Source organism: Aureimonas sp. Leaf454 (assembly GCF_001424685.1).
Lineage (GTDB): Bacteria > Pseudomonadota > Alphaproteobacteria > Rhizobiales > Rhizobiaceae > Plantimonas.
This window is the reverse complement of sequence record NZ_LMQT01000019.1, coordinates 13,336-26,750: the sequence shown is the minus strand read 5'-3', so window position 1 is coordinate 26,750 and position 13,415 is coordinate 13,336. Positions and strand designations below refer to the sequence as shown.

The 13,415-nt window shown below is 65.4% G+C and carries 15 protein-coding genes; 2 read left to right on the top strand and 13 right to left on the bottom strand.

The window, feature by feature from the left end:
- The first annotated feature begins 75 nt into the window (after positions 1-75).
- Together ASG43_RS11610 and ASG43_RS11605 are read left to right on the top strand one after the other, a co-directional pair.
- A complete protein-coding gene (locus ASG43_RS11610) occupies positions 76-894 on the top strand; it encodes a cytochrome b/b6 domain-containing protein (protein ID WP_082490883.1) in 819 nt (272 codons plus the stop codon).
- The gene (locus ASG43_RS11605) at positions 894-1,679 is read left to right on the top strand and encodes a molybdopterin-dependent oxidoreductase (protein WP_056504833.1); all 786 of its coding nucleotides are present in this window, start codon (positions 894-896) and stop codon (positions 1,677-1,679) included. The genes ASG43_RS11610 and ASG43_RS11605 overlap by 1 nt, the downstream gene beginning before the upstream one ends.
- A 160-nt stretch (positions 1,680-1,839) precedes the next feature.
- On the opposite strand, the gene ASG43_RS11600 is transcribed toward ASG43_RS11605, so the two are convergent.
- From ASG43_RS11600 to rpsM, 13 genes are all read right to left on the bottom strand, one after another.
- Positions 1,840-3,372 (bottom strand): acyl-CoA carboxylase subunit beta, encoded by a 1,533-nt coding sequence (locus ASG43_RS11600; protein WP_056504831.1) that lies wholly within the window; start codon positions 3,370-3,372, stop codon positions 1,840-1,842.
- Positions 3,369-4,109: an ATP12 family protein gene (locus tag ASG43_RS11595; RefSeq protein WP_056504829.1), complete on the bottom strand. Its 741-nt coding sequence runs from the start codon at positions 4,107-4,109 to the stop codon at positions 3,369-3,371. Before ASG43_RS11595 ends, ASG43_RS11600 begins: the two co-directional genes overlap by 4 nt.
- Complete coding sequence (locus tag ASG43_RS11590) at positions 4,106-4,813, bottom strand: HAD-IA family hydrolase (RefSeq protein ID WP_056504827.1); 708 nt, start codon at positions 4,811-4,813, stop codon at positions 4,106-4,108. The genes ASG43_RS11595 and ASG43_RS11590 overlap by 4 nt, the downstream gene beginning before the upstream one ends.
- Entirely contained in the window at positions 4,813-5,799 is a 987-nt protein-coding gene (locus tag ASG43_RS11585) for an RluA family pseudouridine synthase (protein ID WP_056504824.1), read from the bottom strand. The genes ASG43_RS11590 and ASG43_RS11585 overlap by 1 nt, the downstream gene beginning before the upstream one ends.
- Positions 5,800-5,881: 82 nt before the next feature.
- Positions 5,882-6,262, bottom strand: a complete 381-nt coding sequence (gene crcB, locus ASG43_RS11580; RefSeq protein WP_348271077.1) for a fluoride efflux transporter CrcB — start codon at positions 6,260-6,262, stop codon at positions 5,882-5,884.
- Positions 6,259-7,578: a replication-associated recombination protein A gene (locus ASG43_RS11575; protein ID WP_156386696.1), complete on the bottom strand. Its 1,320-nt coding sequence runs from the start codon at positions 7,576-7,578 to the stop codon at positions 6,259-6,261. Before ASG43_RS11575 ends, crcB begins: the two co-directional genes overlap by 4 nt.
- 41 nt (positions 7,579-7,619) lie before the next feature.
- Positions 7,620-9,089 carry a DegQ family serine endoprotease gene (locus ASG43_RS11570; RefSeq protein ID WP_056504818.1) on the bottom strand — a complete coding sequence of 490 codons (1,470 nt, stop codon included), beginning with the start codon at positions 9,087-9,089 and terminating at the stop codon, positions 7,620-7,622.
- Positions 9,090-9,223: 134 nt separating this feature from the next.
- The gene (locus tag ASG43_RS11565; protein ID WP_056504816.1) at positions 9,224-9,403 is read right to left on the bottom strand and encodes a hypothetical protein; all 180 of its coding nucleotides are present in this window, start codon (positions 9,401-9,403) and stop codon (positions 9,224-9,226) included.
- Positions 9,404-9,595: 192 nt separating this feature from the next.
- A complete protein-coding gene (locus tag ASG43_RS11560) occupies positions 9,596-10,645 on the bottom strand; it encodes an NAD-dependent epimerase/dehydratase family protein (RefSeq protein ID WP_056504812.1) in 1,050 nt (349 codons plus the stop codon).
- 135 nt (positions 10,646-10,780) lie between these two features.
- The gene (gene rplQ / locus ASG43_RS11555) at positions 10,781-11,203 is read right to left on the bottom strand and encodes a 50S ribosomal protein L17 (RefSeq protein WP_056504808.1); all 423 of its coding nucleotides are present in this window, start codon (positions 11,201-11,203) and stop codon (positions 10,781-10,783) included.
- Positions 11,204-11,377: 174 nt separating this feature from the next.
- A complete protein-coding gene (locus ASG43_RS11550; RefSeq protein ID WP_056504806.1) occupies positions 11,378-12,397 on the bottom strand; it encodes a DNA-directed RNA polymerase subunit alpha in 1,020 nt (339 codons plus the stop codon).
- Between the two features lie 142 nt (positions 12,398-12,539).
- Positions 12,540-12,926 (bottom strand): 30S ribosomal protein S11, encoded by a 387-nt coding sequence (gene rpsK / locus ASG43_RS11545; RefSeq protein WP_056504803.1) that lies wholly within the window; start codon positions 12,924-12,926, stop codon positions 12,540-12,542.
- A 105-nt stretch (positions 12,927-13,031) separates the two neighbouring features.
- Positions 13,032-13,400 (bottom strand): 30S ribosomal protein S13, encoded by a 369-nt coding sequence (gene rpsM / locus ASG43_RS11540; protein WP_056504800.1) that lies wholly within the window; start codon positions 13,398-13,400, stop codon positions 13,032-13,034.
- Between the last annotated feature and the right edge of the window lie 15 nt (positions 13,401-13,415).

The following is a 13,415-nucleotide window of genomic DNA, read 5'->3' as shown; positions in this document are numbered from 1 at the left end:
CGTGCTAAAAGGAGATCCGGCGCGTCAGGAGCGTGGCCAGCCCGTTCACCGGGTCGCTGGAGAGGGATGAAGGGCATGACGACGCATGAGGATCGCGGCGGCGCGCTGATCTACAAGCAGCGCCTCGCGACGCGCGCGACGCACTGGCTCTGGGCGGTCTGCCTGTTCTTTCTGCTCCTGTCGGGGCTCCAGATCTTCATGGCGCGGCCGGATCTTTATATCGGGCAGCAGTCCGGCTTCACCTTCGACAATGCCGTCCTGTCGATCGGGTCCGAGATCGTCGACGGAACGAGACGCGGCTTCGTCGATCTGTTCGGCGCCCGCTTCGACACTACGGGATGGCTGGGGGCGATCTGGTCGAACGGCGCGCTTCAATCCAGAACCTTCCCGACCTGGATGACCATCCCGAGCTATCGCGACCTTGGATCGGGACGCGTCGTGCATTTCTTCTTCGCCTGGCTCCTCGTCGCGACGCTTCTCGTGTGGCTCGTCGCCAGCCTCGCCAACGGGCATCTGAAGCGCGACATCGTGCCGACCCGTCGGGACCTTCGAGAGATCGGACCGGACATCGCCGCTCACGCACGCCTCGAATTCGATCGAAGGCGCGAGTACAACGTCTTGCAAAAGCTGAGCTACGGCTCTGTCCTCTTCATCGCTTTTCCGTTGATCGTCGCAACCGGCCTCGCCATGTCGCCAGGCACGAACGCGATCGTTCCGTGGATCACGGACATCTTCGGCGGTCGGCAGACGGCCCGCACGATCCACTTCATCGCCATGCTCGCGCTCGTCGCCTTCTTCGTCGTGCACGTCGTCATGGTCGTCGCCGCCGGACCGATGAACGAGCTGCGCTCGATCGTCACCGGTTGGTATCGAACGGACCCGGAGTCGGAATGATGGACGCGTTCAAGATCTCGCGCCGCCGCTTCCTCACGGGCTCGGCCGTCACCGCCGCCGGCCTGTCGCTGACCGGCTGCTTCGATGCGGCGGGCGACCCGAAAGGCAGCGTCCGCGGCGTTTTGGAAACCGCCAATTCGCTGACCTACCGCGTGCAGCGCCTGCTTCTTTCGTCCGACAGCCTTGCCAAGGAATTCTCGGAATCCGAAATCCGGCAGGATGCGCGAGCGAACGGCACCGTCGATCCGCAGGATGCCGACTATCGCCGTCTCGCCGCCAACGGGTTCGCCGACTGGCGGCTGGCGGTGACCGGCCTCGTCGAACAGCCGCTGTCACTGTCGCTGGCCGAACTCCGGGCGATGCCGTCGCGCACGCAGATCACACGGCACGACTGCGTGGAAGGCTGGAGCTGCATCGCCAAATGGACGGGCGTTCCCCTCGCCTTCGTTCTCGATCAGGCACGGGTTCGCTCGAACGCGCGCTTCGCGGTCTTCACCTGCATGGACAGCTATGGCGGAGGCTTCACGGCCCCGGTGAAGTACTACGAGTCGATCGATCTCGTGGATGCCCGGCATGCGCAGACCATCCTCGCCCATGGCTGCAACGGCGAGACCCTGGCGGTTGCGAACGGGGCCCCGTTGCGCGTGCGCGTCGAACGGCAACTCGGCTACAAGATGGCGAAATACATCGCCGGAATCGAACTGACCGACAGTCTCGATCGCTTCGGCGGCGGCAAGGGCGGCTATTGGGAAGACAACGGCTACGACTGGTTCGCGGGCATCTGACGACGCGAAGGACACCGACGCGGAACGCCGGGACGACTTCGATCTGCAACCCCGCTTCACGCGGCTCGAAGCAGCGTGAGGTTTTCCGCCGCGCCGCGGCGACCCGAAGGGGTCGCCGCGCTCGTCGCTTCTGGGTCAAGTCCCGATCGGTGGCAGGTCGTCAGAGGGGAATGTTGTCGTGCTTCTTCCAGGGATTTTCGAGGTCCTTGGTCCGAAGCATGGCAAGCGCCCGCGAGACGCGCCGCCGCGTGGCGTGCGGCATGATGACCTCGTCCACATAGCCGCGCTCGGCCGCGACGAAGGGCGACAGGAAGCGTTTCTCATAGGCTTCGGCCAGTTCGGCGATTCGGACGGGGTCGCCGGCCTCGCGCCGATGGATGATCTCGACGGCGCCCTTGGCGCCCATGACCGCGATCTGCGCCGTCGGCCAGGCATAGTTGACGTCGCCCCGCAGGTGTTTGGAGGCCATGACGTCATAGGCCCCGCCGAAGGCCTTGCGCGTGATCACGGTGACCTTGGGCACGGTCGCCTCGGCATAGGCGAAGAGGAGCTTCGCCCCGTGCTTGATGAGGCCGCCATATTCCTGCGACGTTCCCGGCAGGAAGCCCGGCACGTCGACGAAGGTGACGACGGGAATGGAGAAGCAGTCGCAGAACCGCACAAAGCGCGCGGCCTTTCGGCTGGCGTCCGAATCGAGCACGCCGGCCAGCACCATCGGCTGATTCGCCACGATGCCGACCGTCCGCCCCTCGATCCGGCCGAAGCCGGTCACGATGTTCCTGGCGAAGGCGGCCTGAATCTCGAAGAAATCGCCGGCGTCGACGACCTTCAGGATCAGTTCCTTGATGTCGTAAGGCTTGTTCGCATTGTCCGGAATCAGCGTGTCGAGCGAATCGTCGTTCTCGGTCAGCGATTGCTCGAAGCCGAGCTCCGGAACGGGCGCGGTGTTCGAGGCCGGCAGGAAGTCGATCAGCCGCCGCATGTCGAGAAGCGCCTGGAGGTCGTCGTCATAGGCGCCGTCGGCGATCGAGGAGCGCGTCGTGTGGATGCTCGCCCCGCCGAGCTCCTCCGCGGTGACCGTCTCGTTGGTCACCGTCTTCACCACGTCCGGACCCGTCACGAACATGTAGGACGTGTCGCGGACCATGAAGATGAAGTCCGTCATGGCCGGCGAATAGACGTCGCCCCCGGCGCACGGGCCCATGATCACCGAAACCTGCGGGATGACGCCCGAGGCGAGGACGTTGCGCTGGAAGATCTCGGCATAGCCGCCCAGCGCCGCGACACCCTCCTGGATCCGCGCGCCGCCCGCGTCGTAGAAGCCGATGATCGGGGCGCGGTTGCGCAGGGCCATGTCCTGCACCTTCTGCACCTTCTCGGCATGTGCCTCTGAAAGAGACCCGCCGAAGACCGTGAAATCCTTGGCGAAGACGAAGACGACGCGGCCGTTGACCGTGCCCCAGCCCGTCACGACGCCGTCGCCCGGGATCTTCTGGCTCTCCATGCCGAAATCAATCGACCGGTGCTCGACGAACATGTCGAACTCCTCGAAGGAGTCCGGATCGAGAAAAGCCGACAGGCGCTCGCGCGCGGTCAGCTTGCCCTTGGCGTGCTGCGCCGCGATTCGCTGTGCGCCTCCGCCCGCCCGGGCGACCTCTCGGCGACGCTCGAGTTCAGCAAGGACATCTCTCATGGCAGGCGCGCTCCCGGAACGGCGTGGAGAAGGTCGACGGCGGTGCGCATGTCGACGAAGCGGGCGCGGCGCCGCCGATCCGCCTCCTCGTCTTCGCCCCAGAGTTCGATGTTCCAGTCCTCGTCGACATGTGCGGCCGCCCAAGCCGATTCGGCGGTCAGGCGGCGTTCGAGGATCTCGTGCGCGATGATGGCCGATCCCGTCAGCGTGGTGATCTGGTGGAGCGCGGCGATGACGAACGGATCCTCGATTGCATCGATGCGGGACCGGAATGCGGCAAGCGATTCCGGCGGCTGCGCGACATGCATCACGCCCTCCGCCAGAAGGAACCTTCGCCCGAGCGACGCCTCCGCGCCCTTCAGGATGGGATCCCAGATGGTCTGCTGCCGCGCCACGAGACGCGCGGGTTCGCCCACGCGATAGAAGAGGAGATCGGTTTCGACATAGCGCGCCAGATCGGTCCGCGTCTCGATCGCCGTGTCGGCGATGCCGTCGATGACCGTGTTGACGAGCCGCGTCATCGGCATGGTCGCGGGATCGATCCGTTCGCCCTGAACTCGCCATTCCGAAGCCATGACCTCGGCCACGGCCTCGGCCGGCACCAGGAGCGCGCGTCGCGCCGGCGTCTTCACGCCGCGTCCATCGAGACGCACCGTGTGTCCGCCGTCGACGGCGACCACGTCGACGGTCTCGTAGAAGCGCTTGGGCAGTTCGGGGCGCGAAGGAGCTCCGCTCACGGTACCAACTCCGCCGTGCGGACGAACCGCGTCTCCAATTCGCCCGCGAGCCATCGATCGATCCGGAGACCGAGATCGTCCACGCTGTCCGCCACGGCCTCGGCGCCAGCCCGGCGAAGCTCCGGCGCCGTTCCGGCACCCCAGGTGACGCCGAGCGCGCAGGCGCCGGCTGCCCGTGCCATTGCCATGTCGAAAATCGCGTCGCCGACGACGAGGGTCCGTTCCGGCGCAATGGACAAAGCGGCGCAGCATTCCAGAACCATGGCCGGATCGGGCTTTGAAGGGCAATCGTCGGCCGTACGAACCGCCGAAAAGAAGCCGCCGAGATCGTGGCTGGCGACGATCGCGTCGACACCGCGCCGCGTCTTTCCCGTGACCATGCCGAGACGCACGCCCTCTGCGACGCGGAGCCGCGACAGAAGCTCCTGGATGCCCGGAAACAGGGCCTCGCGAAAACTTGCCTCATCGCGAACCGCACGGAAGGCGGTGCGATAGGCTTCGACGAGAACCGGCAACTCGGATGGCGGCACGCTCGGGCGCAGCCTGTGAATGGCTCGATCGAGCGAGAGCCCGATGATCGCATGCACGGCCGCATCGGCCGGCGGCTCGAAACCGTTTGCCACGAAGGTGCGCCGCATCGTCTCGCAGATCAGGCCGAAACTATCGGCGATCGTGCCGTCGCAGTCGAAGAGGATGAGGTTCATCAGTCGCCCGTCTCGGACTCGTCGAAGCCGAAGAGATTCCATGTCTGGACCATGTGCGGCGGCAAGGGAGCGGTCTGGTCGATGACGCCACCGGCGGGATTGGGAATGATGATCCGCCGGGCGTGGAGATGCAGCCGCTTTTGGACGCCGCCCGGGAAATCCCAATTGGTGTCGTGCTCGAAATATTTGGGATCGCCGAGGATGGGATGGCCGATATGGGCGGCGTGGACGCGGAGCTGGTGTGTGCGGCCCGTATAGGGCTCCATCTCGATCCAGGCGAACTGCTGCCCGACCTGGTCGACCAGCCGATAGTTCGAGATCGCGTGGTCGGCACCGTCGTCGCCATGTTTTGCGATCCGCATGCGGTCGCCGTCCTCGGTCTGCTCCTTCACAAGATAGGTCGAGATCCGCCCCTCCTTGGGCGACGGAACGCCCTTCACCAGCGCCCAATAGGTTTTCTTGGTGTCGCGTTCCCGGAAGGCCTTGGTCAAGGACACCGCCGCACTGCGCGTGCGCGCGACCACGAGAACGCCGGACGTGTCGCGGTCGAGCCGGTGGACGAGGCGCGGCTTCTCGCCCTTCTTGTTGCGCCAGGCCTCCAGCATGTCGTCGACATGCCGTGCGACGCCGGAGCCGCCCTGGACGGCCAAGCCCGCCGGCTTGTTGAAGACGAGAACCTTCTCGTCCTCGTACAGGAGCATCTGCCGCAGGACGTCGCCGTCCTCGCGGTTGCGGATCGTCCCCATGGTGAGAGGCCCGGTCTTGCCGCGCGCGGGATCGGCGTCGATCGGCGGAACGCGGATCATCTGACCCGGCGCGATGCGCGTGTCGGACTTCGCCCGCCCGCCGTCCACGCGCACCTGCCCGGAGCGCAGGAGCTTCTGCAGGTGACCGAAGCCGAGGCCCGGATAATGAAGCTTGAACCACCGATCGAGACGCAAGCCCGCTTCGTCGGCCTCCACCTTCACCTGTTCGACCACCGCCATCGTCAATCCCTTCGTCCGAAAGCACGGCAAGGCGGGAACAAACCCCGTCCCGCCTCGCCGGGCCTTGAGGCAGGCCATAGCATCAGGCGAGGTGGCGTGCGAGGGCAAGTCCCGAGAACAGGGCTCCGAGGCCGAGAAGGAGCGTCGCGGCCAGATAGAGGAAAGCCAGAAGACCGTCGCCGCGTTCGGAAAGCGTCGCGACGTCCAGCGTCAGCGAGGAAAAGGTCGTGAAGCCGCCGAGAACGCCCGTCGCCAAGAGGAGGCGGAGTTCGGGCGAACCGCCGAACCGCCGCGCCAGAACCTCCACGACGATCCCCATCGCGAAGGAGCCGAGCACGTTCACCGCAAGGGTTCCGACCGGAAAGCTCGGTCCGAAGACGCGAACGGCGCCGAGATTGACGAGGTGACGCAACGCGGAACCGAAGGCGCCGCCGAGGGCCACGATCAGAAGCTGGCGCATCATTCCTCGCCTCGCTCGTCCCGCAAGGTCTGCCAGTGCCGCATCCGTTTGGCGAGCGTCGCCTCCAGCCCCCGCTCCACCGGACGATAGAAGCTCTGGCGACCGATTTCCGTCGGAAAATAGTTCTGTCCGGAAAAGGCGTCGGGTTCGTCGTGATCGTAGCGGTAACCCGTGCCGTAGCCCTCGCCCTTCATCAGCTTGGTCGGCGCGTTGAGAATGTGCTTGGGCGGCAGGAGAGAACCGTTCTCCTTGGCGGCGCGCATGGCGGCCTTGTAGGCCGTGTAGAGCGCGTTCGATTTCGGCGCGGTCGCGAGATAGACGGTCGCCTGGGCCAAAGCGAGCTCCCCTTCGGGAGAGCCGAGATAATCGTAGGCGTCCTTGGCCGCGGAGGCCACGAGGAGTGCCTGCGGATCGGCGAGGCCGATATCCTCCGATGCCATGCGAACCAGCCGACGGCCGAGATAGAGCGGGTCCTCTCCGGCATCGAGCATGCGGCAGAGGTAGTAGAGCGCCGCATCGGGATCGGATCCCCGAACCGATTTGTGCAGCGCTGAGATCAGGTTGTAGTGGCCGTCTTGACCCTTGTCGTAAACCGGCGCCCGCCTCTGGACGATGGTCTGCAGTTCCGTCGCATCGAAGATCTCCCCCGGCCGCGCCGCCCGCCAGACCTCCTCCGCAAGGGTGAGGATCGCGCGGCCGTCGCCATCGGCCAGACGCAGGAGCACCGAACGCGCCTGCGCATCGAGCGGCAGAATCCGCCCCTCCGCCGCCTCGGCGCGCTCGATGAGGCGCGCGAGGCTGTCCTGTCCATGGGGATGGAATGTCAGGACGCGCGCGCGCGACAACAGAGCGGCGTTGAGTTCGAAGGAGGGATTCTCCGTCGTCGCTCCGACGAGCACGACGGTGCCGTCTTCCATGACGGGCAGAAAACTGTCCTGCTGCGCGCGATTGAAGCGGTGAATCTCGTCGACGAAGAGCAGCGTCTGACGACCATTCGCACGTCGCATCCGCGCGGTCTCGAAGACCTTCTTCAGATCGGCCACACCCGAGAAGATGGCGGAAATCTGCTCAAAGGCGAAATCGACCTCGCTCGCCAGAAGCCTGGCGACCGTGGTCTTCCCGGTGCCGGGTGGGCCCCAGAAGATCATCGATCCGAGTGTCCCGCTGGACAGCATGCGGGACAGGATGCCGGTCGGTCCCGTCAGGTGCTCCTGCCCAACGACGTCGGCCAGTATGCGCGGACGCAGCCGGTCGGCCAAAGGGCGTGTCGCATCCGGCCGAGCCTGCTGATCCTCGCGCTCGCTCGGCTCGGGCGGCATGGCATCGCCGAAGAGGTCCGCCATCGCCGCGCTCCCGCCGCTCAGCGCACGCGCTGCGTCAGGCGTTTGCCATCGCGCTCGACCTCGATCACCCATCCGCGCCGACCGTCGGCGGCGAGGCGTTCGAGATCGGCCGTCGTTCGAACAGCGCGTCCGTTGACCGTCACGACGATGTCCTTCGGCTGGAGTCCGAATCGTCCGGCGAAGGAACGTGGCCCGACACCCGTCACGACGACGCCGGTCAGCGTCTGGGTCATGTCCAGCTCGTCGGCCATGCGCGGGGAGAGATTGGCGACCGTGGCGCCGGAGAACGGCGTCTCGCCCGCGATCCGGCGAACGTCGCGGGCCGGCGTCTCCGGCGGCGCGGCGAGCGCCAATTGCAGCGACTTTGTCTCGCCGTTCCGGTTCACGTCGAGAGCGACGCTCTTGCCGATGCCGGCGGTCGCCAACCGATAGCCGAGCGTATCGGGATTGCCGATCGCAAAGCCGTCGATCGCGAGAACGACGTCGCCCGCTTCCAGGCCCGCCGCATCCGCCGGTCCGCCCGAATAGAGCGATTCCACGAGCGAGCCCGCCGGGCGATCGAGACCGACGGCCTCCGCGATATCGGGCGTGACCTGCGCGAAGGTCGCGCCGATGAAGGGCCGCTCGAAACGTCCGCCATTGCGCGCGGCATCAACGAAGACCCGGACCATGTTGGAAGGAATGGCGAAGCCGATGCCGTTCGAGCCGCCGGAGCGCGAGTAGATCGCGGTGTTCACGCCGACGAGTTCGCCCCGCATGTCGATGAGCGCGCCGCCGGAATTGCCGGGATTGATGGGTGCGTCGGTTTGAATGAAGTAGCCGAAGTCGTTGACGCCGATATGCGTGCGCGCCAGCGCGGAAACGATGCCGTTGGTCACCGTCTGCCCGATGCCGAACGGATTTCCGATGGCGAGCACGAGATCGCCGATCTCGATCTCGTCGGAATCGGCCAGAGGCAGCGCCGGGAACGCCTCGGTCGAATCGATCTTCAGAACGGCGAGGTCGGCGCGTTCGTCCTTCATCAGGATACGCGAGGGGAATTCCCGCCCGTCGGCCAGCGCGACCTTGACCTCGTCAGCATCCTTGATGACGTGATTGTTGGTGACGATGAGGCCGGTTGCATCGACGATCACCCCGGAGCCGAGCGAGGATTCAATCCGCGGACGCTGCTGCAGCCGCTGACCGAAGAATTGCTCGAAGAAAGGATCGCCCTGGAACGGCGAGCGCGCCACGAGCTTGCGCGCGGCATAGACGTTCACGACGGCCGGAGCACTGGTCTTGACCAAGGGCGCGAAAGACAGCTTGATTTCCGAAGCGCTGGCGGGGACGCCGTCGGGATAAGCTGCGGGAGCCACGGGAATCGGTGCGGTGGCGGCCGTCTGAGCCGAAGAGGCACCGGCTGTCACGAACGCCAGAGGCACGGCGAGGGGGACGGCGACGAGCAGGCAGGCACCCGCGGCGCCGATCAGCTTCCTTGTGCGCAGCATTCCAAAGCCTCATCTTTTGTGTCGCGGCACCGACATAGGCCCGCTTCCGCCTTCGCGCCAGCACGGGAACGGAAAAAGGGGCCGCCCCGGCGACCCCTTTTTTCATGTCGAGATGCTGCAGAGACCGCAGACGATCAGCCGGCTTCGGCCGATGCGGACACCGTCGTCAGAGGCTCGATCGAACCGTTGGGGAGCTCGGCGGTGGCATAGCTTGCGGTCAGCACACCGAAGGCGCCGAGGGCTCCGAGTAATGTCAGGAGAGTGCGGCGCATGGAGAGTTTGCTCGTGTTGTTGTCGGTGGCAGCATTATTCATTTGATTCATTTCATCCGCGTAAATCGTGCCACATTTGCAGGGCGACGCGTCCCTTCGTCGCCATAGAAATGCCATGTGTCGTAGAAGGTTGCGTCACCGATACGGGAAACCGAAGGTCCGCTGACGAGCGTATGACACGTGTGGCCTTCCTGCCGCTATCGCGCCCCGGCAACACTCCCGGCTTATGCGCGATCAGCTTCGCGCAAGCCTCCCGTCGCGCACGAGATCGAGACGCAGGAGATCGCCAGCCGTCGCCCGGATGGCGTCCTCCGGCGTCCGAAACGCGATCTGCAGAAGATCCCGAGCCGGTTCCGTGTCGACGCTTCTGACCACGCCGAGTTCGGGGACGGCACTCGCCGCGGTCGCACTGAAACGGCCGGCAAACCGCACCAATCCATCCGGCAGGACCGCTCGCGGCATCTGCCGCCGATACGCGGGAAAGGCTCGCGAGATCTCGGCTCCGATCTCTCGAAGACTGCGAGATCCCGCCGACAGGAGAAACCGCCGTCCCGCGGTACTCGGCGCGACGAGGGCGCGCACATGCGCAAGAGCCACGTCCCGGACATCGACGATCCCCACGGAAACATCGGGAACGAACGGCATGCGACCGTGCAACATCATCCGGAGCACGTCGACGGACGAGCCGAACCGACGATCCAGAAGCGGGCCGAGAACCAACGCGGGATTGATCGAGACCATCTGGAGCCCGGACCCCTCCACCGCGTGCCACGCCGCCTGTTCGGCGAGTGTCTTCGACACCGCATAAGCCGAGACGGTGGGACGTCCAACCTCGGTGACATCGGCCTCGGTGAAGTGCCGATCCGTGCGGCCCTCATGTCCGTAATACACCGCCGCAACCGACGACGTGAGGACCAGCCGTTCGACCCCCGCCCGTTTCGCGGCCTCGACGACGCGAAGAGCCCCTCCCCGAGCGGTTGCGACCAGGGCTTGCCGGTCGCGGGGAATCTGCAGCGGAAAGGGCGATGCCGTGTGCAGCACGTAGCGCACGCCCTGCATCGCTTCGTCCCATCCCTCGTCTCGGTCGAGATCCGCACGACACACCTCGATCGCGGACGCCTCGCGATTCGCACCGCCGATCGCCGCTCGCAGTTCGACCGCGCGAGACGCTTCGCGGACCGTTCCCCGAACCACGTAACCGGCATCGAGGAGCGCGACCACGAGATGCTTCGCGATGAAGCCGGACGCCCCCGTGACGAGAACCCGATCGCGCCCGTTCGACATTCCCACGCTCCTTGCACCGCGATCGCCATCGGATCTCGACCGCCCACCGAGCGAATCCGAGGAGCCTCAAGCCGACCAATCATGAAAAAGGGCCCCGCAGGGCCCTTCAAATGCTGGAACACTATCGAGACGAGCTTACGCCGCTTCGTCTGAACCTTCGGCCGCGACACGGTCGCGATCGATCTGGCCACGCGCGTTCGGATCGCGATCGACGAACTCGATGACCGCCATCGGAGCATTGTCGCCGCGCCGGAAGCCGGCCTTCAACACGCGACAGTAGCCGCCATGACGCTCGGCATAGCGCGGCGCAAGCGTGTCGAAGAGCTTCTTGATGCAGGTCTCGTCGCGCACCTGGCTGATGGCCTGGCGACGGGCATGGAGATCGCCACGCTTGCCGAGCGTGATCATCTTTTCCATGATCGGACGAAGATCCTTCGCCTTGGGAAGCGTTGTGACGATCTGCTCGTGCTCGATCAGAGATGCCACCATGTTGGCGAACATCGCCTTGCGGTGTTCGTGGGTGCGGTTCAGCTTGCGGCCGCGATTGCCGTGACGCATGGGTTCGTTCCTCTAAGAAATCGCCGGACTTTGCCGGAGGTCGGCATCCTCGCTATCCCGATCGACGATCGGGCGCATGTGCCTTTGAATGATTGGTCGTTTCCGAGAGAACGACGCTCCCGGACCATCGGCATGCCAAGGCCGCCGCCCGAAGGCGACGGCCCCGTTTCCAGTTTAGTACTGGTCTTCGTAGCGCTTGGCCAGATCGTCGATGTTCTCCGGCGGCCAGGCACTGACTTCCATTCCGAGATGCAGGCCCATCGACGCGAGGACCTCCTTGATCTCGTTCAGCGACTTGCGTCCGAAGTTCGGGGTCCGGAGCATCTCCGCCTCGGTCTTCTGGATAAGGTCGCCGATATAGACGATGTTGTCGTTCTTCAGGCAGTTCGCCGAGCGGACCGAAAGCTCCAGCTCGTCCACCTTCTTCAGGAGAGCCGGGTTGAACGCGAGCTCCGCGATGTGCTCCTCGGCGCCACGCGTCTCGCGCTGCGGCTCCTCGAAGTTGACGAAGATCGAAAGCTGGTCCTGCAGGATGCGCGCGGCGTAGGCGACCGCGTCCTCACCCGTGATCGAGCCGTCCGTCTCGATCTGCATGGTCAGCTTGTCCTTGTTCAGGTCCTGACCCTCGCGGGTGTTCTCGACCTTGTAGGACACCTTCTTGACCGGCGAGAACAGCGAGTCGACGGGGATCAGCCCGATCGGCGCGTCCTCGGCACGGTTCTGGTCGGCCGGCACGTAGCCCTTGCCGGTGTTGACCGTGAACTCCATGCGGATCTCGGCGCCCTCGTCGAGCGTGCAGATCTCATGCTCCGGGTTCAAAATCTCGATGTCGCCGACCGTCTGGATGTCGCCCGCCTTGACGACGCCCGGACCGGACTTGCGGAGCACCATGCGCTTGGGGCCTTCGCCCTGCATGCCGATGGCGATTTCCTTCACGTTCAGAACGATGTCGGTGACGTCCTCACGAACGCCCGCGATCGAGGAGAACTCGTGGAGGACGCCGTCGATCTGGATCGCCGTGACGGCCGCGCCCTGCAGCGACGACAGGAGAACGCGACGCAGCGCGTTGCCGAGCGTGAGGCCGAAGCCACGCTCCAAAGGCTCCGCGGTGAGCGACGCCTTCGTGCGGCTTCCGCCGCTCTTGAAGACGACCTGGTTCGGCTTGGTCAGGTCCTGCCAATTGCTGGAAATCATGGCACTTGCCCTTCAGTTACCTCGCCACCATCCAATCGTGGCGATAGGTCTGATCGAAGAGGAGGAAGCCTCCTCCGGAAATAGCGGATGCGCCGTGGCCGCTCCCCAGGGGAGAACGGCCACGGCGCATCGAAGACCGGCCTTAGACGCGGCGACGCTTGCGCGGACGAACACCATTGTGCGGGATCGGCGTGACGTCACGGATCGAGGTGATCACGAAGCCCTCAGCCTGCAGGGCGCGAAGCGCCGACTCGCGGCCCGAGCCGGGTCCGGAGACCTCGACTTCCAGGGTCCGCATGCCATGCTCCTGCGCCTTCTTGGCGCAATCCTCGGCGGCGATCTGCGCGGCGAACGGGGTCGACTTACGCGAACCCTTGAAGCCCTGCGCGCCAGCCGAAGACCAGGCGATCGTGTTGCCCTGGGCGTCCGTGATGGTGATCAGCGTGTTGTTGAACGACGACTGGACGTGCGCGACGCCCGACGAGATGTTCTTGCGCTCGCGACGGCGAATGCGCTGTTCCTTGGCCATGTCTCAGTCTTTCTCGAGATATCCACACCGCCGTAATTCCAGCGGCTCCACCCCTGCCGCACACCGTGCGACAGGTCCTGTCCCGACGCCTCGCGGCGCGGGGGCTTACTTCTTCTTGCCGGCGATCGCCTTGGCCGGACCCTTGCGGGTGCGAGCGTTGGTGTGCGTGCGCTGGCCGCGGACCGGAAGGCCGCGACGATGGCGCAGGCCGCGATAGCAGCCGAGATCCATCAGACGCTTGATGTTCATCGCGGTCTCGCGACGAAGATCGCCTTCGACCTGATAGTCGCGGTCGATGATCTCACGGATCTGCAGGATCTCGGAATCCGTGAGGTCGTTCACGCGACGCTCGGGGCCGAGGTGAACCTTCTCCACGATCTCCTGCGCGAAGGACGCGCCGATGCCGTGAATATACTGAAGCGCGATGATCACGCGCTTGTTGGTCGGGATGTTGACGCCAGCGATACGGGCCAAAGCCGTGCTCCTGTA

Excerpts from the sequence above, each read along its gene's own strand:
- ASG43_RS11605 (WP_056504833.1), top strand. The coding sequence starts at position 894 with ATGGACGCGTTCAAGATCTCGCGCCGCCGCTTCCTCACGGGCTCGGCC.
- ASG43_RS11570 (WP_056504818.1), bottom strand. The coding sequence starts at position 9,089 with ATGCTGCGCACAAGGAAGCTGATCGGCGCCGCGGGTGCCTGCCTGCTC.
- rplQ (WP_056504808.1), bottom strand. The coding sequence starts at position 11,203 with ATGCGTCACGGCAATCGCGGCCGCAAGCTGAACCGCACCCACGAACAC.
- ASG43_RS11590 (WP_056504827.1), bottom strand. The coding sequence starts at position 4,813 with ATGAACCTCATCCTCTTCGACTGCGACGGCACGATCGCCGATAGTTTC.
- crcB (WP_348271077.1), bottom strand. The coding sequence starts at position 6,262 with ATGATGCGCCAGCTTCTGATCGTGGCCCTCGGCGGCGCCTTCGGTTCC.
- ASG43_RS11575 (WP_156386696.1), bottom strand. The coding sequence starts at position 7,578 with ATGCCGCCCGAGCCGAGCGAGCGCGAGGATCAGCAGGCTCGGCCGGAT.
- ASG43_RS11560 (WP_056504812.1), bottom strand. The coding sequence starts at position 10,645 with ATGTCGAACGGGCGCGATCGGGTTCTCGTCACGGGGGCGTCCGGCTTC.
- ASG43_RS11585 (WP_056504824.1), bottom strand. The coding sequence starts at position 5,799 with ATGGCGGTGGTCGAACAGGTGAAGGTGGAGGCCGACGAAGCGGGCTTG.
- ASG43_RS11550 (WP_056504806.1), bottom strand. The coding sequence starts at position 12,397 with ATGATTTCCAGCAATTGGCAGGACCTGACCAAGCCGAACCAGGTCGTC.
- rpsK (WP_056504803.1), bottom strand. The coding sequence starts at position 12,926 with ATGGCCAAGGAACAGCGCATTCGCCGTCGCGAGCGCAAGAACATCTCG.
- ASG43_RS11565 (WP_056504816.1), bottom strand. The coding sequence starts at position 9,403 with ATGAATAATGCTGCCACCGACAACAACACGAGCAAACTCTCCATGCGC.
- ASG43_RS11610 (WP_082490883.1), top strand. The coding sequence starts at position 76 with ATGACGACGCATGAGGATCGCGGCGGCGCGCTGATCTACAAGCAGCGC.
- ASG43_RS11600 (WP_056504831.1), bottom strand. The coding sequence starts at position 3,372 with ATGAGAGATGTCCTTGCTGAACTCGAGCGTCGCCGAGAGGTCGCCCGG.